22 protein-coding genes are annotated in these 22,940 nt (G+C 72.3%); 15 read left to right on the plus strand and 7 right to left on the minus strand.

Features of this window, described 5'->3' with window-relative positions:
- Positions 1-452 precede the first annotated feature (452 nt).
- Positions 453-1,466: a LacI family DNA-binding transcriptional regulator gene (locus tag AAH991_RS38140; RefSeq protein WP_346230829.1), complete on the plus strand. Its 1,014-nt coding sequence runs from the start codon at positions 453-455 to the stop codon at positions 1,464-1,466.
- Positions 1,467-1,885: 419 nt separating this feature from the next.
- The gene (locus AAH991_RS38145; RefSeq protein WP_346230830.1) at positions 1,886-2,191 is read left to right on the plus strand and encodes a DUF6401 family natural product biosynthesis protein; all 306 of its coding nucleotides are present in this window, start codon (positions 1,886-1,888) and stop codon (positions 2,189-2,191) included.
- A gap of 61 nt (positions 2,192-2,252) precedes the next feature.
- Here AAH991_RS38145 and AAH991_RS38150 read toward each other — a convergent pair whose 3' ends face one another.
- Positions 2,253-3,428, minus strand: coding sequence for a mechanosensitive ion channel family protein (locus tag AAH991_RS38150; RefSeq protein WP_346230831.1), 1,176 nt, complete (start codon positions 3,426-3,428; stop codon positions 2,253-2,255).
- 126 nt (positions 3,429-3,554) lie between these two features.
- Here AAH991_RS38150 and AAH991_RS38155 point away from each other — a divergent pair, with 126 nt between their 5' ends.
- The 5 genes from AAH991_RS38155 to AAH991_RS38175 all read left to right on the plus strand — a co-directional run bounded on the left by AAH991_RS38155 (position 3,555) and on the right by AAH991_RS38175 (position 7,582).
- Positions 3,555-3,980, plus strand: coding sequence for a nuclear transport factor 2 family protein (locus tag AAH991_RS38155; protein WP_346230832.1), 426 nt, complete (start codon positions 3,555-3,557; stop codon positions 3,978-3,980).
- Positions 3,981-4,500: 520 nt separating this feature from the next.
- On the plus strand, positions 4,501-5,124 hold the full coding sequence (locus AAH991_RS38160) for a hypothetical protein (protein WP_346230833.1): 624 nt from the start codon (positions 4,501-4,503) through the stop codon (positions 5,122-5,124).
- A 92-nt stretch (positions 5,125-5,216) separates the two neighbouring features.
- Positions 5,217-5,678 (plus strand): MarR family winged helix-turn-helix transcriptional regulator, encoded by a 462-nt coding sequence (locus AAH991_RS38165; protein WP_346230834.1) that lies wholly within the window; start codon positions 5,217-5,219, stop codon positions 5,676-5,678.
- 39 nt (positions 5,679-5,717) lie between these two features.
- Positions 5,718-7,007 (plus strand): MFS transporter, encoded by a 1,290-nt coding sequence (locus tag AAH991_RS38170; RefSeq protein WP_346230835.1) that lies wholly within the window; start codon positions 5,718-5,720, stop codon positions 7,005-7,007.
- Positions 7,008-7,270: 263 nt separating this feature from the next.
- Entirely contained in the window at positions 7,271-7,582 is a 312-nt protein-coding gene (locus tag AAH991_RS38175; protein ID WP_346230836.1) for an STAS domain-containing protein, read from the plus strand.
- Positions 7,583-7,602: 20 nt separating this feature from the next.
- On the opposite strand, the gene AAH991_RS38180 is transcribed toward AAH991_RS38175, so the two are convergent.
- From AAH991_RS38180 to AAH991_RS38195, 4 genes are all read right to left on the minus strand, one after another.
- Complete coding sequence (locus tag AAH991_RS38180; protein ID WP_346230837.1) at positions 7,603-8,364, minus strand: ANTAR domain-containing protein; 762 nt, start codon at positions 8,362-8,364, stop codon at positions 7,603-7,605.
- Positions 8,365-8,504: 140 nt separating this feature from the next.
- Positions 8,505-9,665: a lactate 2-monooxygenase gene (locus AAH991_RS38185; RefSeq protein WP_346230838.1), complete on the minus strand. Its 1,161-nt coding sequence runs from the start codon at positions 9,663-9,665 to the stop codon at positions 8,505-8,507.
- 76 nt (positions 9,666-9,741) lie between these two features.
- Positions 9,742-10,485, minus strand: coding sequence for an SDR family NAD(P)-dependent oxidoreductase (locus AAH991_RS38190; protein WP_346230839.1), 744 nt, complete (start codon positions 10,483-10,485; stop codon positions 9,742-9,744).
- Complete coding sequence (locus AAH991_RS38195) at positions 10,482-11,720, minus strand: acyl-CoA dehydrogenase family protein (RefSeq protein ID WP_346230840.1); 1,239 nt, start codon at positions 11,718-11,720, stop codon at positions 10,482-10,484. Before AAH991_RS38195 ends, AAH991_RS38190 begins: the two co-directional genes overlap by 4 nt.
- 100 nt (positions 11,721-11,820) lie before the next feature.
- Here AAH991_RS38195 and AAH991_RS38200 point away from each other — a divergent pair, with 100 nt between their 5' ends.
- The 4 genes from AAH991_RS38200 (at position 11,821) to AAH991_RS38215 (ending at position 18,969) form a co-directional block, all read left to right on the plus strand.
- A complete protein-coding gene (locus AAH991_RS38200) occupies positions 11,821-12,465 on the plus strand; it encodes a helix-turn-helix domain-containing protein (protein WP_346230841.1) in 645 nt (214 codons plus the stop codon).
- A 235-nt stretch (positions 12,466-12,700) separates the two neighbouring features.
- The gene (locus tag AAH991_RS38205; protein WP_346230842.1) at positions 12,701-16,750 is read left to right on the plus strand and encodes a Pls/PosA family non-ribosomal peptide synthetase; all 4,050 of its coding nucleotides are present in this window, start codon (positions 12,701-12,703) and stop codon (positions 16,748-16,750) included.
- Positions 16,751-16,766: 16 nt separating this feature from the next.
- On the plus strand, positions 16,767-17,498 hold the full coding sequence (locus tag AAH991_RS38210) for a BPL-N domain-containing protein (RefSeq protein ID WP_346230843.1): 732 nt from the start codon (positions 16,767-16,769) through the stop codon (positions 17,496-17,498).
- Between the two features lie 91 nt (positions 17,499-17,589).
- A complete protein-coding gene (locus AAH991_RS38215; protein ID WP_346230844.1) occupies positions 17,590-18,969 on the plus strand; it encodes a M1 family metallopeptidase in 1,380 nt (459 codons plus the stop codon).
- A gap of 10 nt (positions 18,970-18,979) precedes the next feature.
- Here AAH991_RS38215 and AAH991_RS38220 read toward each other — a convergent pair whose 3' ends face one another.
- Complete coding sequence (locus tag AAH991_RS38220) at positions 18,980-19,534, minus strand: TetR/AcrR family transcriptional regulator (RefSeq protein WP_346230845.1); 555 nt, start codon at positions 19,532-19,534, stop codon at positions 18,980-18,982.
- Between the two features lie 100 nt (positions 19,535-19,634).
- Between AAH991_RS38220 and AAH991_RS38225 the strand changes: the two genes are divergently transcribed.
- The 3 genes from AAH991_RS38225 to AAH991_RS38235 all read left to right on the plus strand — a co-directional run bounded on the left by AAH991_RS38225 (position 19,635) and on the right by AAH991_RS38235 (position 21,209).
- Positions 19,635-20,303 carry a class I SAM-dependent methyltransferase gene (locus tag AAH991_RS38225; protein WP_346230846.1) on the plus strand — a complete coding sequence of 223 codons (669 nt, stop codon included), beginning with the start codon at positions 19,635-19,637 and terminating at the stop codon, positions 20,301-20,303.
- Between the two features lie 148 nt (positions 20,304-20,451).
- Positions 20,452-20,646, plus strand: coding sequence for a hypothetical protein (locus tag AAH991_RS38230; protein WP_346230847.1), 195 nt, complete (start codon positions 20,452-20,454; stop codon positions 20,644-20,646).
- Between the two features lie 140 nt (positions 20,647-20,786).
- On the plus strand, positions 20,787-21,209 hold the full coding sequence (locus AAH991_RS38235; protein ID WP_346230848.1) for a DUF6098 family protein: 423 nt from the start codon (positions 20,787-20,789) through the stop codon (positions 21,207-21,209).
- A gap of 3 nt (positions 21,210-21,212) precedes the next feature.
- On the opposite strand, the gene AAH991_RS38240 is transcribed toward AAH991_RS38235, so the two are convergent.
- A complete protein-coding gene (locus tag AAH991_RS38240) occupies positions 21,213-22,415 on the minus strand; it encodes a glycosyltransferase family 4 protein (RefSeq protein WP_346230849.1) in 1,203 nt (400 codons plus the stop codon).
- Between the two features lie 195 nt (positions 22,416-22,610).
- On the opposite strand from AAH991_RS38240, the gene AAH991_RS38245 reads away from it, so the two are divergent.
- Positions 22,611-22,940: hypothetical protein (locus AAH991_RS38245; protein ID WP_346230850.1), on the plus strand; the 330-nt coding region annotated here is incomplete at its 3' end.

Raw genomic sequence — 22,940 nt, forward strand, 5'->3', positions numbered from 1 at the left:
GCCCGCGGGAAAGGTCCGCGGCATGGCGGGGCGTTCGTCGGTCGCCGTCATTCCCTGATCGCTCCAGGTTCCGTGCCCGCTCCGGTGAACAGCCCGGACACGGCGGCCGGCCGTGTGGGCGATGGGACCGTTCCCCCGGCAGCCGCAGGACCCGCCGAGCCGTACGGCGGGCACACACGCGGGCAGACGGGGTTCCGCAGCGAACACCTGAACTCCCTCGCAGGAGGAAGGGGAAGCGGCTGCGAGACGTGACAGCGGCCGAGCCCGTGGCAACGAGAAAGCGCCGGCCGATGCCCGCCATCACACATAAAAGGAGGGGGCGCTGTCAAGTCACGAAAACGTGACGGAGGGAAATTCTGCTTACTGGTTGACGCGCCGCCCGATGATTGCGTATTTTCGGGGAAACCGGTTGCATGAAACCGGTTACAGCGAGATGCGATAGCGTTTGGTCCGTGGCAACGATCAGAGAGCTGGCGCGCCTGTGCGGCGTGTCTCCCGCGACTGTCTCCCGCGTTTTCAACAACCCCAAGGTGGTGAATGCGAAGACCAGGGAGCAGGTCCTGCGGACGGCGCGTCAGATCGGCTACCTGCCCAACGAGTCGGCCCGCACGCTGGCCACCAAGAAGTCCTTCATGGTCGGCCTGGTGTGGGACACCGACCACCGCCGCCCGGGCTGGCGGCACCCGTTCTTCCAGGAGATCCTCATCGGCCTGAAGACCGCGCTCAGCGGGCGCGGTTACCACCTGCTCATGCTGGCCACGAGCGGGGAGCCGACCGAGGACGCTTATGTACGCGCCGTGCGCAGGCACAACCTGGACGGCGTGGTGATGATCGACAGCGGCACCTGGGACCCCTCACTGCGGCGACTGGCCGAATCCGGCATCCCCTGCGTCAGCCTCGACCGTCCCGTGCAGGGCCCCCGCGTCACGTACGTCACCTCGGACAACGTCGGCGGCGCCCGCCTCGCCGTACGGCACCTGCACGAACAGGGGCGCCGGGCCATCGCCACGATCACGGGCCCGGCGCACACGCGGCCGGGCGCCGAGCGCCTGCAGGGCTACCAGGACGAGCTGGCCCGGCTGGGGCTGCCGTACCGGCCCGAGTTCGTGGTCGAGGGCGACTTCTACCTGTCGGGCGGCCACGCCGCGATGCGCCGCCTGCTGGAGGCCGACGACCGGCCCGACGCCGTGTTCGTCGCGGGCGACGAGATGGCCGTCGGCGCGCTGGTCGCGATCGGCGAGGCCGGCCTGAAGGTGCCCGAGGACATCGCCCTGGTCGGATTCGACGACATCGAGGTGGCCGCGCTCGTGCCGCCGGGCCTGACGACCGTCGCCCAGGACAAGGACGGCTTCGGCATCGCCGCCGCGGAGGCCGTCGTCTCCATGATCAACGGCGCGGACGCCCCGCCGCCCCGGATCCTGCCGGCCACGCTCGTCGTGCGCGGCTCCAGCACACCTCCGCTCTGAAGTCCGGCCCTTTCACGCATACTCGGGAACCGCGGCGAGACCGACCACCGCGCTGTGGTCCCTCACCGCACGGACACAATCCCCGGTCCCCGGCGCAGGGCCGGCACCACTCCGGAGACCGCGGCCCTCGCTCGGGCCGGTCAGCGCTGGAAGCAACCTCCGCCGCACACCGAGGCCCGCAATCGCGCCGATGGAAACCCACGGTCCGCGTCCGGGCCGGTCACTGCGCCGGAAGGAATCTCCGGTCCTCGCGAAGTCCGCTTCGCTGGACACAACGCTTCGGCCCTCGCTCCCTTCCGCTCCGCTCCCTCCGGCCCCGGGTGAGACGTATGGGGACAGCGTGCATTCTGGAGCGCTCCGCTCCCGGGGGCGCTTATCGTGATGAGGCATCCATCGCTTTGATCCTCCGGGGGACGTCCGTGTCCGAGCAGTCCTGGCCTGCCCGCATCCGTGCCGAGTTCGCGCAGCGCGTGCTGGATCTGCGGCACCAGCACCCCGGGATCCTCGCCTCGCTCGACCAGCACATGGCCGCCGTCAGGCACGCCATCGCGGAGCTGGGCGAGCGGGTGGGCCCCGCCTCTCTGGTCGCCTACCTGATCGGCTACTGGGACGGCGCGCGGGAGAAGGGCTGGCGGGCGCCCGGACCGGGCCAGCCGCTCGACTTCGCCGCCCTGCGTATGACCGCCGTCTGCCTGATGCTCGACGCCGCGGCCGAACCGGCCTGACAAAGCAGCGGCGGGGCGCCCCTCCCCGTGGAGGGACGCCCCGCGACGAACGGCGCCGCGCTCACCCGCGCGGCGAAGGAGGCTCCTCCGGAGGATCCGGCCAGGAGGAGGTGGGCCGCGCCTCGCCCGGCGCGTCCTGCGGCATCGGCGCGTCCTGCGGCATCGGGGCGCCCTGTGCTCCGGGAACCCCCTGTGCTCCGGGAACCCCCTGCGCTCCGGCCCCCTGTGCTCCGGGAACCCCCTGCGCTCCCGGAACCCCCTGGGAGCCCGCCTGAGCCCCCGGCGAGACCGGCGGAACCGTGTTTCCCGGCGAGACCGTGCCGGCCGGGGGGACGGGGGTCGTCGGTGCGCCCGGGGCGGCCGGCGGAGTGCTCTCGGGATACGCGGGCCGGGGCGCCTGCGCACTCCCGGTGCTCGGCGCGGCACCGGCGCTCGGCGCGACATTCTGCGGGTACGCCGCCGGGGCCGGCTGGGCGAAGGCCCCCACCCGCTGCTCGGTCCGCGGCACGGTGACCGTCTCCATCGCGTCGGCACGGCCCCTGCTGTAGGCCGCGGCCTGGGCGCGGATGGTGTCGGTCTCCGCCTCCGCGCGGTTCAGCCAGTGCTCCCAGCGCTGCTGCATGGGCCGCACCAGGCCCCCGCCGACGCCGACGATGAGGATGCCGGCCACCGCGGCCAGGAAGGCGATCAGCACCGGGGTCGTGACCGTGGTCGCGACCTCGATCTGGTTGAGCGCGGCGATGACGCCGAGGCCGATGATGAACACCGACGCGATCGTGGCCAGCGCCCGGCCGTACGACAGGGAGCCCAGGGCGGCGGTGACGATGTCCTTGACCGCCCTGGCGATGGCGGTGGCGACCACGATGATGATGATCGCCACGGCGGCCTTGGGCAGCCACGCCACCACTCCGGCGAGCAGCTCGCTGACGGGGTTGGGCCCGAAGACGGAGAACGCGATCTGCAGCGTGACCAGCAGGACCGCGTAGTAGACCAGTTTCGCGAGCAGACCGGACGCGTCGTACTTGCTGCGCGCCAGCGCCCGCCCCACGCTGCCGCGCTCGACCCAGCGGTCGAACCCGACGCGTTCGAGGACGGCGTCGACGGCCTTCCGCAGTGCCTTGGCGATCAGCCAGCCCACGGCGAGGACGACGACGAATGCGAGGAACTTGGGGACGAACGTGGCGACCGACGACCAGGCGTCAGCCACTCCTCTTCCCCAGTCGACCGGAGCGGCCATGGGTCCTCCTGTTCAGAGCCTTCCGCGACGTACGACGCCCACGGCTACCCGGTGATCCGCGTCTCATACCGCAAACCCTTTCCGTATGTTGTACGGTACGGCATACGGAAACGAGAGGGGCTGTTCGTGTACGAGCCGAGCGACGAGGAACTGAAGAGCGTCGAGGACTGGTTCGCCCAGTACGACGCGCTGGCCGAGCAGGGGGAGATCGAGAGGCTGGCCGACCTCGCGGTCTTCCCGATGAACCTGGTCACGGACGTGCCGGGCGGCTTCGCCGCGGTCCGGCAGTGGACGCGCGAGGAGTACGTCGAGGCGATGAAGGAGGCCATGGGCGGCGGAACGGCGGGGCTCGGGCTCGAGTCGGCGCGCACGCCGCGTTTCCTCAGCCCCAACCTCGTGTTCGTGGAGACCACGGCGACGATGACGGTCGAGGGCCGGAGGGAGAGCATGCACTATGGCGACCTGCTGGTGCGCACCGAGGAGGGGTGGGCGTTCCAGACGATGGCACAGGGCGGCTGGGGCCACGGCTGGCCGCCCGCCAAGCGGGGCTGATCCGGCAGAAAAAACAATCTGCGCACAGATCCGCGGCGTGATTGGGATTTCCGCTGTCGCGAAGGATCCGGCGGCGCGAGAAACGACCGCCGGTCTCCGCAGCGACACCTGAATCACCAAGCACCTCCCGGTGCGAAGGCGACGGTTACTTCGATTTGGGATCGAGTGGTCGCAGGTTCGAGTGCTGCCCGGCCGGAAATCCGGTCGGTAGCTCAGCCGGCAGAGCGCTGACACCGTCGCCGCTTCCGATCTCGGACGCGTTCCGGACAACGAGGACGGGCTCCTTCCCTGATGTGGAAGGAGCCCGTTTTCATGGCGAAATTCAACACCGGCACGGCCGGGCCCGCGCCGGTCAGCCCGGTGACCACCGAGGCCGTCCCGCGCGGTCGTACGCACGAGGGCGCGGCCGGCTACCTCCGCGACCCCAGGTCGGAGCTGTTCGTCCTCGCGGTGTCCACCATGGTGGGCGAGGACGCCTTCTACGAGAGGGCGGGCGACCGCGACGGCACTCGTCGCCTCCGTGCTCCAGCGGGCGGACGAGCCGGGAGAGGCGCTCGCCTACTGGACATCCCGATACGGCCGGGCCGTCCCCAAGCCGGTCAAGCGCGGCATCGCCGACGCCGTGCGGCGGCTCTACACCGAACGCTCCCCGGTCAAGTACGACAGCGGCGCGCGCGGCTTCCGGTTCGGGGACGTCGTCGAGCTCGTCCACCCCACCCCCGCCGACGACCGGCGTGCCTGGCAGGGCGACCTGTTCGCGCACGCGCTCGACCGGCGCCACAACCGCGACAAGCCGATCCCCGCGTCGCTGCGCACGCTGCGTGAGCGGGCCGCCCTGCTCGTCCTTCCGGCGGAGGAGCGCCGGACGGCGCTGCCCACGCCGGAGCGCCTCGCCGCGGCGGGCATGACCTGGGAGGCGCTCTCCGGCTGGCTGCGGGGCCCGATGGACGCACAGGCCTGGTCGGCCGTCATCCCGTCGATGGGATATATGGCGCTTTTGAGCAATCTGCGGAACTTCGAGCTACCGGGCCGCGGCGATGCGGACCGGCTCGGCGAACCGGCACGGTTCGGCGGCTTCTCCGACGCCTGTTTCCGGATGATCCCCCTGCTGGAGGCGGGCGCTTCGGCCGGCCGGCCGTTCTGACAGCACTCACCGCGGGGGGGGGCGACGCAGCGCACTCCGGACAGTTGTATAGGCTTCCTATGTAAATCTGGTTCCCGTCCGGAGGAACATCTGTGTCCGTCTCCCCGAACGCCGATCCCCGCGAGGACGTCCACCCGGTCTCGGCCATCCTGGACGACCTCGCGGTGCTCGCCGTACGGCGGCTGTCCACGCGCGACATCAGCCTCACGGCCGCGACGACCCTGTCGTACCTGGACAGGAACGGCCCGGCGCGGCTCAGCGTGCTCGCGGCGGAGCAGGGCGTCACCCAGCCGTCGATGACCCAGCTCGTGCAGCGCCTGGAGCGCGAAGGGCTGGTGAGTCGCGGCGTCGACGCCCAGGACGGCCGCGCGGTGCTGGTCGGTGTCACCGACGCCGGCCGCGCACTGCTGGCCGAGCGGCGCCGCCGGCGCAGAGAGCGGCTCGACGAGTTGCTCGGCACGCTGTCCCCCGGCGAGCTGCGTGAGCTGACGCGGGCCGCCGGCGAGTTCCTCCCCCTGCTCCGCCGCCTGCTCCAGAACGCGGCCGACGAGTAGGGCCCGGTCGGCTCCCCCTCGCTACTACCAGGAGGTCCGGTGAGCTCTGCTCATGCCCCCGCATCCAATCCCTTCAAGCAGCCGAAGGCGGTCTGGGCCGTCGCCTTCGCCTGTGTGATCTCGTTCATGGGGATCGGCCTGGTGGACCCGATCCTGCCGGCCCTCAGCTCGAAGCTGCACGCCTCGCCCAGCCAGGTCTCGCTGCTGTTCACCAGCTATCTGGTCGTCACCGCCGTGGCGATGCTGGTGACCGGTTGGGTCTCCAGCCGGATCGGCGCCAAGCGCACCCTCATCGCGGGCCTCGCCCTGATCGTGGTGTTCGCCGCCCTCGCCGGGATGTCCGGCAGCATCGGCGGCATCGTCGGCTTCCGCGCCGGCTGGGGTCTCGGCAACGCGCTGTTCATCGCCACCTCGCTCGCCGTCATCGTCGCGTCGAGCAGCGGCGGCTTCGCCGGCGCGATCATCCTGTACGAGACCGCGCTCGGCGTCGGGATCGCGGTCGGCCCTCTGCTCGGCGGCGTGCTGGGCGGCATCAGCTGGCGCGGCCCGTTCTTCGGCGTCGCGGTCCTGATGGCGATCGCGCTGATCGCCACCGTCACTCTGGTGCGGCCGACGCCCACGCCGGCGGCCAAGACCAGCGTCGCCGCCCCGATCAAGGCCCTGCGCCACCGTGGCCTGCTCATCCTGGGCCTGACGGCGCTCTGCTACAACTGGGGCTTCTTCACGGTGCTGGGCTACGCGCCGTACCCGATGGAGCTCAACGAGCACCAGCTCGGCCTCGTGTTCACCGGCTGGGGAATCCTCGTCGCGATCTTCTCGGTCTTCGGCGCCCCGCGGTTGCAGGCCCGCTTCGGCATCGCCCGCACGCTCTACGCCAACCTCGTGCTGTTCAGCCTCGACATCCTGGTGATCGCGCTGTTCACCGACAACCGGGCCGTCGTGATCTGCGGCGTGATCGTGGCCGGGATCTTCATCGGCGTCAACAACACGGTCACCACCCAGGCGGTCATGACCGTCGCGCCCGTGGAGCGGCCGATCGCCTCCGCGTCGTACGGCTTCATCCGGTTCATCGGCGGCGGGCTCGCGCCGTTCGTCGCGGGCAAGCTCGCCGAGCACTTCGACAGCCGGCACGCGCCGTTCTACCTGGGCGCCGCCGCGGTGCTCCTCGGCGCGGTGGTCCTCACCGCCGCGCACCGGCAGCTCGGCGAGGCCGAGCGCGCCCAGGCGGAGATGGCCGCCGCCGACCCGGCCGCCGCCGACCCGGCCGCCGCGCGGCGGGAGGAACTGGAGGAGGAGGCCCTGGCCGAGGACGTCGGCTCGGCCACCTGATCGACGCGCCGGTGGGGCCGCGCCGCGGCGGTCCCATCGTGCGTTTTGCGGAGGCTTTGCCGAGGGGGCGGGAATGGTTAGGGCCGCCCGATTGTGGTTACTCATGTCTGGGCTGGTCGTGGCCTTCAGAGGTGAGGGGATGCGGCCCGCCGCAACGACGGGAGTACCGAATGGTTCCCCACGTCTCCCCCGCTCCCGCATCGGGACACGAACCGCTGCGGCGACCACCGCGGGGCGGGGCCGCCACAGGCCCGTGGGCCGGAATGACGCGGATCATCGCGTGCGGCGAGATCGACATCGGCACGGCCGGTCACCTCTACAGAGCCGTCCTCGACGTCCTGCGCCGGCAGCGGCCGGTCCGCATGGAGCTCGACCTCGCGCGGGTCACCTTCCTCGACGCGTCCGGCGTACGCGCGCTGCTCATGAGCCGGGACGCGGCGGCCGAGGTGGGCTGCCACCTCACGGTGGTCGAGCCGAGCCGTATCGCGCACCGGGTCCTGGACATCGTCGGCCTGCTCGAGACCCTCGGCCTGGCCCCCGTCCCACCGCCCTCGCCACCCGCCGGCGACCGCTGAGCCGAGGGGCCCCGGCCCGGTCAGCGGTCCTCGCGCGTGCGCAGTTCCCCGGTGTCCACCAGGTATTCGGCGACCTCGACCAGCTTGGTGTTGGTCTGCTGGCTGGCACGCACGAGCAGCGAGAACGCCTGATCCGCGGTCAGCTTGTGGCGTTCCATGAGGACGCCCTTCGCCTGTCCGATGAGGTCGCGGACGGCGATGGCGCGCCTCAGCTGCTCCTGCTGGCGGGCTCCCGACATCGCCACCGCCGCGTGGGCCGCGAACAGCAGGCCGACATGCTCGGATTCGTCGTCGAAGGCGTTCCGCTCACGTGAGTACAGGTTCAGGGCGCCCAGGTCGCCCTTGTGGACGTACAGCTGGAAGGAGAGCATGCTTCTCACGCCGAGTTCGACGGCGCGCCGGGTGAACTCCGGCCATCGCTCCTCGTGGGTCATGTCCGGCAGCCGCACCGTCCTGTGCTTGTAGGTGGCGTCGAGGCACGGCCCCTCTCCGGTGTCGTACTGCGCCTTGTCCGCCTGCCGCACCAGGTCGCCCGTCGAGGCCTGGGTCTCGACCTCGCGGCGGCGGATGACGACGGTCAGCCCCGCGTCCTGCGCGCCGGGGACCGTGTCGACGGCCGCGCCGACGATGGCGTCCAGCGTCTCCTGGGCGGTGTCCTCGTCCTGCAGGGTCCGCGCGAGATCGCTCAGCTTGACCGCGAGCTCGTCGCCGGCGGCGTGTCCCGTGAAGGCCGACGACGGCCGGCCCCGCCCTTTGTCCCCGTTCGCATCCCTGGCGGCCACGCGTCGTCACCACCTCTCGGCAACCGCTCCGGGTGGCTCATCAGAGCCATGCCCGCACCATGACGCGCCATGCCCGGCGGAGGCCGCCGGGACAGCGGGATTTCCGAGCGACCCCGGGGCCCGGCTGCGCGAGAGCCGGGTCAGATCCGCGTGAGCAGGTCGGGGGTGAGCGCGGCGACGCCGGCGCAGCCGGACAGGGCCAGGGTGAGATCGGTCTCCGCCAGCACGCAGCGGATCACGTGCTCCACCCCGGCCTGGCCGTCCAGCCCCAGCCCGTACGCGTACGGGCGGCCGAGCAGCACGGTCCTCGCGCCGAGCGCGAGCGCCTTGACGACGTCGTCCCCGGTGCGGATGCCACCGTCGAACAGCACGGTGAGCCGGTCGGCCACGGCGTCGGCGACGGCCGGCAGGGCGTCGGCCGCCCCGATCGAGCCGTTGACCTGGCGTCCGCCGTGGTTGGAGACCACGACGCCGTCCATTCCGGCCTCGGCGGCCAGGCGGGCGTCGTCGGGGTGCAGGACGCCCTTCAGCACGATCGGGCCGTCCCAGTGCTCGCGCAGCAGAGCGAGGTCCGGCCACGTCTTGCCCGGGTCGCCGAACATGCCCACGAAGTGCAGGACGGCGGCGTTCGGGTCCTCGTGCACCGGCCGGGCGAGCCCGGCCTGGAACGCCGGGTCGGTGAAGTAGTTGGCGGTGCCCACGCCGCGCAGGAACGGCAGGTACGCCTGGTCGAGGTCGCGCGGCCGCCAGGCCAGCAGCGGGGTGTCGAGGGTGACGACGAGCACGGTGAACCCCGCCGCCTTGGCCCGGGCCAGGAAGCTGAGGGTGACCTCGCGGTCCTTGCCCCAGTAGAGCTGGAACCACCGCTCGGCGTCCCCCATGGCCGCCGCGACGTCCTCCATCGGCGTGCTGGAGGCCGACGACAGCACGAAGGGCACGCCCAGCGCCGCCGCCGCGCGGGCGGCGGCCCGCTCGGCCTCGGGGTGCATGATCGACAACACGCCGATCGGCGCCAGCGCCAGCGGCGCGGGCAGCTTCCGGCCGAGCACGGTCACCGACAGGTCGCGTTCACGCACGTCGCGGAGCATCCGGGGCACGATCCGCCAGTGGTCGAGCGCCTCGCGGTTGGCGCGCTCGGTGCGCCCGCTGCCCGCGCTCCCGGCGACGTAGCCGAACGGGCCCGGGCCGAGCCGCCGTTCGGCCATCTCCTCCAGCCGGGTCAGGTCGGTCGGCAGCCGGGGAACGGTCCCGGTCATGCCGTTGAGGTAGATCTCGTACTGGAAGTCCGCCCAGGTGGTCATCGTCGTCCTCGTTCCGAATCGACAGCGGCACGCTACCGAATCATGGGGCGAGAGCGGCCAACTGGGTCATAGCGGCTCACCGGGGCCCGGGGGCGCGGCGGAAGGCGAAGGGCTCGCTCTCCCGGCCCGGCACGACGAACCAGCACTCGCCGGTCCCCTCGCTCGCCAGCAGCGAGAAGAACGCGTCCGCGACCGTCTCGACGTCGAGGATCGGGAACTTCATCTCGTCCAGCAGCGCCTTGATGTCGCCGTCCAGGATCGCGGTGTCCGCGAACGACGGGCACAACCCCTGCACCCGGATGCCGAGGGGCTCCAGCTGCGGGCCGAGCGAGCGGACGAGGCCGACGACCGCGTGCTTGTTGGCCGCGTAGATGGGATCCTGCGGAATGCCCACGATCCCCGCCATGCTGGCGGTCGCCACGATCACGCCCCCGGCCCGCATCGCCGGCAGCGCGGCGTGCACGCCGAAGACGACGCCGTCGAGGTTGATCCCCATCACGCGCCGGTAGCGGCCGAGGTCGAAGTCCTCGCCGAGCCCGCAGCCCGAGGCGACGCCCGCGTTGAGGAAGGCGAGGTCGAGCCCGCCGTGCCGCTCGACCGCGAGCGCGACCGCGGCCTGGTTGTCCTCCAGCCGGGACACGTCGGTCCGGACGAACGAGGCGCCGATCTCCTCCGCGGTGCGCTCGCCGGCCTCGGCGTCGACGTCGGCCAGCACGACGTGCGCGCCGTACGCCGCGAGGCGGCGGGCGACGCCCGCGCCGATGCCGCCCGCGCCCCCGGTGACGAGCGCGACCTTGCCGGAGATGTCGTCGGTGTTCACAGTGGGAGTCCTCCCGTCGCGGCCCTGGTCGAGCCGGTGGCCCGGTAAGCCTCGATCGTCCGTTCGGCGATGCGCATCTGGTGGATCTCGTCGGCGCCGTCGGCGAACCTGGCCCATCGGGCGTGCTGGAACATGTGCGCCAGCGGGGTGTCGGTCGAGTAGCCGAGCGCCCCGTGGATCTGGATGGCGCGGTCGACGATCCGGTTGAGGCTGTTCGCCACGAAATGCTTGGCCATGGAGACCTCGGTGCGGAAGTCCTCACCCTTGTCGATCTTCGAAGCGGCGTGCAGCACCATGAGCTTGCACTGGTACAGCTCCATCGCCGAGTCGGCGATCATCCACTGCACGCCCTGCTTGTCGGCGAGCCGCGACCCGTGGCTGTACCTGTCCAGCGCCCTGCCCACCATCATGTCAAGGGCCGTCTCCGCCTGCGCTATCCACCGCATGCAGTGCGCCAGCCGGGCCGGGCCGAGGCGGTACTGCCCCAGCCGGTGGCCGTTGCCCCGCCCGCCGAGCACCGCGGAGTCCGGCACGCGCAGGTCGGTGATGACGATCTCGCTGTGGCCGGTCGAGCCGTGCATGGTCTCGATCTCGCGTACGTCGTGCCAGCCCTCGGCGGGCAGGTCCACGAGGAAGGCGGTGTTGGCGCCCCGCGCGCCCTCCGGCAGGTCGAACTCGGTCTTGGCGATCAGGATCGCGAAACTCGCCCTGCGGGCGTTGGAGATGAACCACTTGTGCCCGTTGATCACCCACTCGTCGCCGTCCTTCACGGCGTTCGTACGGATGAGCGTGGGATCGGAGCCGGCCACCTCGGGCTCGGTCATCGCGAAGCACGACATCGTCACGCCGTCGAGCAGCGGACGCAGGTAGCGCTCCTTCTGCTCGTCGGTGCCCCAGTGCAGCAGCGTGTGCATGTTGCCCTCGTCCGGCGCCGCGCAGTTGAGCACCCACGGGCCGAGCCTGGTCTTGGCCGCCTCGGCCTGCACCATGGCCAGTTCGACGTGGCCGAGGCCCATGCCGCCCCACTCCTCGGGCATGTGCGGCAGCCAGAGCCCCTCCTCCTTGGCCCGGCGGCGCAGGCCGACGATCGTGCGCAGGTAAGCGTCCCGGGTGAGCGCCTTCTCCGCGGAGTCCTCGAACGGCTTCACCGCCGGGATCACGGTCTCCTGGATGAACGTCCGCACCCGCGCGCGTATCTCCTCGTGCTCGGGGGCGAGCGTGAAGTCGATGGCCATGATCCTCCCTCGGGCGCCCGCTAATGCGGCTGCCGCACCAAATAAGGCGATCGCCTGAAATACCGTATCCTTCGGGCGTACGGGCGACAAGGGAGGCGTGATGGCGGCGGAGACCACGGTCCGGCGGCTCGTGGACGCCGCGGAGCGCCTGTTCGCCGAGCGCGGCATCGACGCGGTCTCGCTGCGCGAGATCAACGCCGCCGCCGGGCAGCGCAACTCCACCGCGCTGCAGTACCACTTCGGCGACCGCGCCGGACTGCTCAAGGCGGTGCTCGCCAAGCACCGGCCGGAGATCGAGGCGCGGCGTCACCAGCTTCTGGACGAGTACGAGGCACGCGGCCCGCTGCCGCCGGCCCAGGCACGCCGCACGCTCGCCGCCGCGCTCGTCCGCCCGGCCGCCGCCAAGCTGGCCGACCCCGACGGCGGCCGGGCCTACCTGCGGGTCATGGAGCAACTCCTCCACCGCATGCCGCCCGGCCTCCCCGACGACGGCGGTGGCGGCAGCATCGGCCGCTGGCGGGAGCTGGTCGCCCCGCTGCTCCCCGAGGCCGCCGTACGCCTGCACCAGCGCTTCATGGCGATCCGCATGACGTACGTGGAGCTGGCCCGCCGGGCGGGCGCGGCCCCGGCACGGGACGACCGCCTGTTCACCAGCCACCTGATCGACGTGGTCACGGCGGTCCTCGCCGGCGAGGTCTCCGACGAGACCGCCCGGCTCCTCGCCGAACGCGAGCAGCGCTCCTGAGACCGGCACGGCCGTCATCGCCGTACTTTTGCCCTGTCTGGGGAATTCGCTGCCGGAGCGTAGCGGCATAGGGGGCACACAATCCCTAGGACGACCGCCTCACGGCGGTGTCATCGGGCATCAGGGAATCCGGCGGCGGACATGATCCCGCGTCCGTCTCGCGGGTCGCGTCGGACACTCTTCGTGCGGATCGACGAACCCGCTCACGTCACACGCGATCGGCCAAAGGGTGATCATGCCGAGTCACGCATCGCGAACAGCACAGGTCGGAGGCGGCTCGCGGATTCCGCCCAGGCGATCACGCGGACGCCTGCACCACGTCTTCGAGGCACGTTGTGACCTGACACCGGGGGCGACGGCCCTGGAGTGCGGACAGCTCACGTTGACGTACGCCGCGCTGGACGCCCGGGCGAACCGGCTGGCGCACCTGCTGCGCGACCTCGGAGTCGGATGCGGGTCCCGCGTCGCGATCCTGCTGCCGAGGTCGGTGCACACGTACGTGGCGTTGCTCGCGGTGGGCAAGGCCGGCGCGGCGTTCGTGCCGATCGACCCGCAGTCGCCGCCCGACCGCGTCGGCTACATCCTCGGGGACGCCGGCGCCGACCTCGTGCTCACCACGTCGGACCGGTCGTTGACCGTCGTCGCGCTGGGGCACCGCGTGCTCGAGCTCGACGCCTGCGCCGGCCTCGCCGCCGCTCCCGTCACCCGTCCGCCCGACGGCGCCGCCGACGACGATCCGGTCGCGTACGTGATGTACACCTCGGGGTCGAGCGGCCGGCCGAAGGGCGTCGAGGTGGCGCAGTCGAGCATCCGCAACTTCCTCGACGTCGTGCCGGGCCTGTACGGCGTGCGGCCGCACGACCGGGTCTATCAGGGGATGACGATCTCCTTCGACTTCTCCATCGAGGAGATCTGGCCGACGTGGTCGGCCGGCGCCGCCCTCGTCGCGGGCCCGGCGGGCTTACCGCAGTTCGGCGCGGAGCTCGCGGACTTCCTGGACCAGAGCGGGATCACGATCCTCTACTGCGTCCCGACGCTGCTCGCGACGATCCCGCGTGAGCTGCCGCGCCTGCGCACACTGATCGTCGGGGGCGAGCCCTGCCCGCCCCGGCTGGTGGAGCGGTGGAGCCGGCCGGGCCGCCGGATCCTCAACACGTACGGGCCCACCGAGGCGACCGTCACCGCGACCTGCGCCGAACTGCTCCCGGGGCGGCAGGTCACCATCGGCCGGCCGTTGCCGACCTACTCCGTCGTGCTGCTCGACGAGCGGCGCGACCCGGTGCCGGACGGCGAGGTCGGCGAGATCTGCATCGGGGGGCCCGGCGTCGCCCGCGGCTACGTCGGCCGCCCCGACCTGACCGCCGACCGCTTCGTCGAGCACCCGCTGGCTCCCCCGGGCGGCAGGTTGTACCGCACCGGGGACCTCGGCCGGGTGACCGCGAACGGGGAGATCGAATATCTGGGCCGCGCCGACTCCGAGGTGAAGATCCGGGGACATCGGGTGGACCTGGGCGAGATCGAGAACGTGCTGCTGGAGGACGCGGGCGTCGCCGAGGCCGTGGCCGCCCTCGTGCCCGTGCCCGGCACGGAGTCCTCCGGCGGCGAACTCGCCGCCTACGTCGTGCCCGCGGCGGCCGACGGGGACGGCGACGGGGACGGCGACGGCGGCCGGGCCCTCGCCGGGCGGCTCCACGACCGGCTGCGCCGCAGGCTGCCGTCGTACATGCTGCCCGCGTTCATGGACGTCGTGGCCGCGCTGCCGGCCATGCCGAGCGGCAAGGTGGACCGCCGGAAGCTGCCCCCGCCGACCGGCCGCCGCCTCGTGGGCCCCGGGCCGGTGACGCCCGCCGAGGGCGAGCTGGAGACACGTCTGCGCGAGGTGTGGGCGGAGGCGTTCGGCCTCGCTCCCGAGTCGCTGTCGGTCGAGGCGGACTTCTTCACCGACCTCGGCGGTCACTCCCTGCTGGCGGCCCGCGTGGTCTCGCTGCTGCGCGCCGGTGAGATCGGCGCGGGCCTCGCGGTGCGCGACCTCTACGCCAACCCCACCGTGCGCCGCCTCGCCGCGCATCTGGGCGGCCGTACGGGCGTGCCGGAGCCGGCCGCCCCGCCCCGCCCGGCTCCCCTCCGGCACGGCGGCCGCCGGATCGCGCTGGCCGGGGCCGCGCAGAGCGCGGTGATCTACCTGCTGCTGCTCGTGATCACACTGCCACTCTCCGTCACGCTGCACGATTGGACCACCCCCCGCCCGATTCCCGGTGTCCCGAGGAGGGACGAGGGGTGGCTGATGCTGCCCGGTGACGGCGCCGACCTGCTCGCCGCACTGGCGCTGGCCGCGATGACCGCCTATGTCTGGGTGCACTGGCTGCTGCCGGTGCTGCTCGCGCGGCCGCTGGCGGCCGGAATCCGGCCCGGCCGATATCCGCTGTGGGGCGTCACCTACCTGCGGCTGTGGGCACTGCAGTTGCTGCTGTCGGTCTCCCCGCTGCCGCTGCTGAGCGGCTCCCCGATGATGGGGGCGTACCTGCGGCTTCTCGGCGCGCGGGTCGGGCCCGGCGCCGCCGTCGCGACGGCCGACGTCAACCTCCCGGCGCTGCTGCGGATCGGCGCGGGCGCCTCGGTCGGATACCGGTCCTCCCTGCACGCGTGGCTGGTGGTGGACGGCTGGGTGGTCGTCGCCCCCGTGGAGGTCGGTCCGCACGCGTTCGTCGGGAACGGCGTCGTGCTCGGCCCGGGCGCGCGGGTCGCCGCCCATGCCGGGCTCGGCGACCAGTCGGCGCTGACACGGGGGGAGACGGTGCCGGAGGGGGCGCGGTGGGCCGGGTCGCCGCCGAGCCCCGTGGAGTCGCTCGGGCCCGTGGTGGAGACGATGCTGCGCTCCCCCGCGCCGGCCGGGTGGAGGCCGCGGCACGTGGCCGCGGCGGTGGCCGTCCTCTGCTGTCTCGAGGCGGTCATGGTGGCCTCGATCGTGCCGAGCGTCCTGGTCGTCTGGTCGGCCGTGGCCGCCGGCGGTCTCGCGGCCGGGCCGGCCGCCGTCCTGGTGGCGGGCCCGTTGTACGTGGCCGTCGTCTGCGCCGCGGTGGCCGCCGGCAAGCGCCTCGTGCTGGCGAAGGCGCCGGTCGGCGTGCACCCGGCGCGTTCCTGGCTCGGCGTACGCAAGTGGGCGGTGGACAAGCTCCTGGAGTTCAGCCTGCGGTCGACCAACTCGCTCTACGGCACGCTCTACACCTCCCCGTGGCTGCGGCTGCTCGGCGCGCGGGTCGGCCGCCGCGCCGAGGTGTCCACCGCCGCGCAGCTCGATCCCGACCTCCTCACGCTGAACGAGGAGAGCTTCGTCGCGGACATGGCGAGCGTGGGAGCCGCGGGCTTCGCCCGCGGCCGGGTCGCCTTCCTGCCGACCGAGGTGGGCAGGCGCGCGTTCGTCGGCAACGCCGCGGTCATCCCGGCGGGGACGCGGATGGGACCGGGGTCCCTGGTGGGCGTCAGCACGATCCCGCCGTCCGACGGCGTTCCCGAGGGCACCTCGTGGCTCGGCTCTCCCCCGATGCACCTGCCCGTACGGCAGGACAGCGGCTCGTTCTCCGAGGACCGGACGTTCCGGCCGCCCCGCCGGCTGGTGCTCCACCGCCTGGCGATCGAGTTCTTCCGCGCCACCCTCCCGGCGACGCTGTTCGGCGCGGGCTTCTACCTCTACCTGCTGGGCGTGCACGCGCTCGCCCGCGTCCTGCCCCTGCCCGCGGTCGTGGCCGCCGCGCCGTTCGTCGCCTGCGCGGCGGGGCTGGCGATGATCGGCTGCTGCGTCGCGGCCAAGCGACTCCTCATCGGCGAGTACCGGCCGAGGGTGGAGCCGTTGTGGAGCCGGTTCGTCCGGCGCACGGAGTTCGTCACCGGGCTGTACGAGGCCGCCGCGGTGCCGGCCGGGGTCGCTCTCCTGGCCGGCACCCCGTTCCTCCCGCCCGTGCTGCGGTGGTTCGGGGCCCGCATCGGCAGGCGCACCTGTATAGCGACCACCTACCTGACGGAGTTCGACCTGGTGGAGATCGGCGACGACGTCGCGATCGGATCGGGGGTCTCCCTGCAGACCCACCTCTTCGAGGACCGGGTCATGAAGATGTCCGCCGTGACCGTGCGGTCCGGCGCGAGCATCGGCACCCGCGCCGTGGTGCTCTACGACTCGGTGGTGGGCGAGGACGTGTCGCTCGGCGCTCTGTCGCTGCTGATGAAGGGCGAGCGGCTCACGCCGGGCACGAGCTGGCGGGGCATCCCGGCGCAGGCCGGCCTCGCCTGACAGTCTGGGAGAACACATGGGATCGACTGTGGGCATCCTCAAAACCCTCCGCCGCGTCCTCCGTCCGGAGAAGGCCCCTCCGCCACGCTCCGGGCGGCCGCTCGCGCTCGTCTACCGGGGCCCGGCCTCGATCCCCGGATGCTCCGAGGCGGTCGCCGGGTTGCTGGAGGCCAGCCGCTGGGGCTTCGACGTCCGCTACACCGGCCCGCACGAGGAGATCCCGCTCACGGCGGAGGCGCTGGCCGGGGCCGCCGTGTACGCCCAGCCCGGCGGCGGGGATCTGGACCGCGGCTACCGGCACCTCAGACGGCATCGCGGCCTGCTCCGTGACTTCGTCGCCAGGGGCGGCCGCTATCTCGGCTTCTGCCTCGGCGGCTATCTCGCCGGAGCCACCCCGGGGTTCGCCCTGCTGCCGGGCGACACCGACCAGTACATCGTCACGCCGGGCGCGACCGTGGAGGACGAGGAGGACACGCTCGTCGACGTGCGGTGGCGCGGCCGGAACAGGAGCGTGTTCTTCCAGGACGGTCCCTGCTTCCTGCTCGAACCGGGCAACAAGGCCAGCGTGCTCGCCACCTACCCCAACGGCGCCGTCGCCGCGCTCGTCACGCCGTACGGCGCGGGCCGGGTCGCCGTGGTCGGCCCGCATCCGGAGGCCACCGACGACTGGTTCACCGACGCCGGTCTGCCGGTCCGTCAGGCACAGGATCTCGGCCTCGACCTCGTGGACGCGGCGATGGCCGGGTGAGTGACCCGTGTGATTTATGGGAAAAGTCGCCATAAAAGTGACTAATAATGATGAATTACCGCTTTCCGGCAAAAATCCCCATTATGGGGGGATGGTGCGTAAATTAGCCGCCCTCGCCGCGAGCCTCACCGTGATGGCGTCCTCGGCCGCTCCGGCCGCCGCGGAGCCGGTCACCTTCCTCCCCGGGTCGGCGGGGGCGGGCGACCCCTACTATCCCCTCCAGGGCAACGGCGGCTACGACGTCGGGCACTACGACCTGCGCCTGCGGTTCGACCCCGACGACCACGAGGTGGACGCGACCACCACGATCACCGCGACCGCCGTCCAGAACCTGTCGCGGTTCAACCTCGACTTCTCCGGGCCGCCGATCAGCGGCGTGCTGGTGGACGGCGCCCGCGCCGCCTACCGCCGCGACGGCCAGGAACTGGTGATCACCCCTGCGAAGGGACTGAGGTCGGGGAGCACGTTCACGGTCGCGGTCTCCTATGCCGGCACGCCGAAGGCGGTCTCGGACGCGACCGGTCACCAGGGCTGGATCAGGACCAAGGACGGCGCGTTCGTGGCGTCCCAGCCGGACGGCGCGCGCAGCTGGTTCCCGGCCAACGACAGCCCGGCGGACAAGGCCACCTTCTCCTTCCGGGTGTCCGCGCCCGAGGAACTCACCGTCCTGGCCAACGGCGAGCGTACGGGGACGGACGGCGCGGACGACGACGGCTACAAGACCGTGCGGTGGGAGATGAGGCAGCCGATGGCGCCCTATCTCGCCACGGTCGCGATCGGACGCTTCGTGGTCAGCGAGGGCACGGTCGCCGGCATGCCCAACGTGACCGCCTACGACCCGGCCCTGGCGGACAAGTCGAAGGACCTGCACGACTTCACGGCCGAGGCGGTCGCCTGGGAGACCGGGCTGTTCGGCCCCTACCCGTTCTCCTCCACCGGCGGCATCGCCGACGGCAACGGCTCGGTGACCGCGCTGGAGACGCAGGGCCGGCCCGTCTACAGCGGCGGCCCGACCGACAACCTGGAGATCGTGCACGAGCTGGCGCACCAGTGGTTCGGTGACAGCGTCGGCGTGCGGAGCTGGCGCGACATCTGGCTCAACGAGGGCTTCGCGACGTACGCCGAGTGGCTCTACCAGGAGCAGCACGGCGGGCCGTCCGCCAAGGAGATCTTCGACCGGCACTACCGGAGGACCGGCCACTTCTGGAACCTGAAGACCGGCGATCCCGGCCAGGAGCACATGTTCGACGAGCACGCGGTGTACCTCCGCGGCGCGATGACCGTCCACGCCCTGCGCACGAAGATCGGGGACAAGGTGTTCTTCCCCCTGCTGAAGACCTGGGCGCAGCAGAACAGGCACGGCACGGCGACCACGGCCGACTTCGTGAGCCTCGCGGAGAAGCTCAGCGGGCAGAACCTCCGCCCCTTCTTCGACGCATGGCTCTACCAGGCCAAAAAGCCCCGGCTCTGAGACGCGGCGACTATCCCTGGAGCAGGACGGGCCGCACGCCGGGGAGGACGGTGGCGCGGAATGTGGCGTCGAGCTCGGCGGGGGTGGCGGAGATGTCGCCGTCCACCCAGGCGCGCAGCAGTGCCAGGAAGGCGCCGACCACGCAGATCACCAGACGGTCGAGCGCGGGCGACGGCCGGGCGCCCGCGGCGAGGAGTTCGTCCCTGACCACGCGGCCGAGTATCTGCTCGCCGCGTGCCGGCACCAGGCCGCCGCCGCGCCGCCCCAGTAACGCGCGTACGAGCCGTCGCTGCTCCCGCACGTGCTCGAACGTCGGCAGGCTGAAGGCGAAGAGCTCCCCCGGAGCAGCGGAGGTCTCCGGGCGCAGGAAGGCGAGCTGCTCGATGTTGCTGACCAGGACGTCCTGCTTGTCGTGGAAGTGCGCGTAGAACGTCGACCTTCCGACGTCCGCCCGCTCGATGACGTCGGTCACGGTGACCGCGTCGTAGCCCTTCTCCAGGATCAGCGCCACGAGCGCCTCCCGGATGGCCCGCCTGGTGCGCCGCACCCGCCTGTCGTCGGACATTTCGCGGCTCCTGTTCGGTTCCGCACACCGCGGATCGTCTGATCGTTGACGGGGGCACCATAGCGAACGGAGCATTCATTACCGAACAGACAGTTCGGCAATGGAGGGGAACACCATGGGCTTGGGCAGGCTGCTGCACGATCACGCCGAGCACGCGGAGGCGGGCGGCACGATCGACCACCCGCGCGCGTACGAGATCTTCACGTCGATCGGCTTCGGGGGAGGCCGCCGGGCCGCCTTCACCCGCGTCGCCGCGCTCGCCGGGCCCCGCCCCGGCCACCGGATCCTCGACGTGGGATGCGGCACCGGCTACCTCACCCGGATCCTCGCGCCGGTCGTCACCCCCAGCGGGCACGTCACCGGGATCGACCCCTCTCCCCCGATGATCGAGTACGCCCGTCGCCGGGCACCCGGGAATTGCACCTATGTGGTCGGCGAGGGCCAGAGCCTGCCGTTCCCGGACGGCTCGTTCGACGCGGTGGTCTCCAGCCTCGCGGTCCACCACATCCCCCAGGACGCACGGCCGCCGGCGATGCGCGAGATGTTCCGGGTGCTGCGCCCCGGCGGCCGTCTGGTGATCGCGGAGTTCCGGCCGCCGGGCAACGCTCTGGCCGCCCGGCTCGTCGGGATGCTGACCGGCCCGGCCATGCGGCACGACCCGCGCGATCTGCTCGGCTCCCTGATCCCGGACGCCGGCTTCCACATCGAGGACGAAGGCGACCTGCCCGCCCTTCTCCACTACGTACGCGCGGTCCGTCCCGGCCGCTAATTCGATCGCCCCGGGGGCGTACGGGCCTCGGCGCGCTTTCACGGTGCGGGTTTGCCCTTCCGGCGGATGGGGAGGGGAGGACAGCACCGCCGGGGGATGGTTGCGGACAGTCCGTTTCGGCCTTCACGGCGGTCCGTAAGGAGGAACGATGACCGAGCCTCAGCAGCCCGAGCTTCGGCGTTCCGGCGGGGGCGGCGCCAACGACGAGAACATCGACGTCATTCCGGAGTCGGCGAGCGCCGCGAAATCGGGCGGGCAGCCGCACGGCACCGACAAGGGGAACAAGGGCGGCGGAGAAGGCGGCGGCGTGCCACCGGACCAGCGCCCTCCGTACCCCGCATGACCTGGCGGGACACGTCTACCGCGGACGATCGCGGAGCGGCGGACCGGGACGACGGCGCCCGGGCGGATGAGAGAGCCGCGCCCGGCCCCCGTCGCGAGCGGAGCGGGCGGATCGGCGGAGCGGGACCGCGGAGGGGTGAAGTGAGCGGAATACCCACCATCAAGAGCCTGGACGAGCTGACCGAGCTCGTCGAGCACCGGCCCGGCCTGTACCTGCGGTACTCCAAGGGGCCCGACGCCGACGCCGGCAAGCCGAGCGTCGACTACGAGAGCCGTCTTGAGCTACCCGGCCTGTCGGTGACCGTGCTCGACGCCGAGCGCTGGTGGACCCTCCCGCTGCGGGACTGGCTGGCCCGCCAGATCTGCAAATACACGCATCTGGCCGAGAAGGACGAGGAACGGCACGCGTGGGTGCTGACCGGCCGTGTGGTGGGCCGCGGCCCCGACCACGAGCCGCTCATCGACCAGGTCGAGCCGCTCGCGTGGCTCGACGACTCGGTGGTCGAGCAGGCGCGTGAGCACTACGAGGAGGTCTTCGACGCGGGCCGGGACTCCACGGGCTGAGGTTCAGGCCGGGGCGCCCCGGACTCCCGCCCGCGCCCGCAGCACCTCGCCGTACACCGCGTGGACCCGGTGGACGAGCCGGTCCCAGCGCAGCTCGGCGACCCTGCGCCGGGCGTCGGCGGCCATCTCCTTGGCCTTCGCCGGGTCGTCGAGCAGGCGGCGGATGGCCGCCGCCAGCGGCTCCGGCCGCCCCGGCGGGACCAGCAGCCCGGTGACGCCGTCCTCGACCAGGTCGGGGATGCCGCCGACCCTGGTCGCGACGATCGGGTTGCCCGCGTGCATGGCCTCGACCAGGACCGTGCCGAGCTCCTCGTACCGGGAGGGGAGCACGAGCGGGTCCGCGCCGCCGAGCAGCGCGGGGATCTCCTCGTGCGGGACGAAGCCGCACATGTGGACCCGCGCGGCGACGCCGAGCCGCTCCGCGAGCTCCCACAGCTCCCGGGCACGCGGCCCGTCCCCCACCACCAGCAGCTCGACCGGCGGGTCGGCCGGCAGCGCGAGCGCCCGCAGCAGGACGTCCACTCCCTTCTGCTCGTGCAGGCGGCCCACGTAGAGCACGCGCGGCGCGGGCACGCGGTCGAGCAGCGGATGCGGGCCCGTGGGCCGGACGAACGCGGGGGCGATGCCGGAGGGGATCACGTGGACGCGGCCCTGCGGGACACCGCCGCCGGCCAGGACGTCCCGCATCCGCGGGGTGAGCACGATCACCGCGTCGGCGCGGGCCGTGCCCCGCCGTTCGAGCGCGCCGCCCAGATGCCGCAGCAGCAGCGCCCGCGGCGTACGGCCGAGGAGCGTGTGGCCGGGACTGCAGTGGACGGTGAGGACGAACGGCACGCGGGCGTGGCCGGCGGCCCGCAGGGCCAGCGGCACGACGGCCAGATCCTCGCCCAGGTGAGCGTGGACGAGGTCGGCTCCCTCCGCGAGCCGGGGCAGCAGCGGCCAGGCCGCCGCCGCGTACATCTGCCGGCCGGCCGCGATCGGCAGTCCCAGCCGCAGCACGCGTCCGTGCCGCCCGAAGTCCTCCGTACGCGGGGCGGTGGGCGGGCGTGTCGTGACGATCGTCTGCCGCACGCCGAGCCGGTCCAGCGCCTCGCTGAGCCGCGCGCAGTGGTTCTGCATGCCCCCGACGGGGTCGAACCGCACGCCCCTGCCCCGCAGCGCGGTGACGGGCGCGGCGAAGACGGAGCACAGACGCAGTACGTGCACGCTGCGGATGTACCCCGAAGTCGTGATCGACACTGACACCTCGCCGCCGAGGGCGATCCGCGGAGATCGCCCGCCGGGTAGCCTTGCAGGCCGGTGTGCCCGCTCCGGCCCCGGCGCGGGCACATGGGACATGGCCTTCAGCAGTGCTTTATATGCTTTCTTTTTGCTGGTCAAACGGCGATCGTGAGGGTGGACATGGTCGAGAGGGCAGGCACCGCGAAGCGCGCGAGACCCGCGCGCGCCGCCGGCGGTGACCCGGAACTGGATCTGCGGCAGCTCCTGGCCGGCCTCACCGCCGTACGGGACGGCGACTTCGGCACCCGGCTCCCGGAGGACGGCGACGGCCTGCTGCAGGAGATCGCGACCGTCTTCAACGGGATGGTCGACCAGCTGTCCCTGTTCACCTCCGAGGTGACGCGCGTGGCGCGGGAGGTGGGCACCGAGGGCCAGCTCGGCGGCCAGGCCGAGGTGCCGGGGGTCTCGGGCACCTGGAAGGACCTCACCGACTCGGTGAACGCGATGGCG

This window comes from Microbispora sp. ZYX-F-249 (genome assembly GCF_039649665.1).
GTDB lineage: Bacteria > Actinomycetota > Actinomycetes > Streptosporangiales > Streptosporangiaceae > Microbispora > Microbispora maris.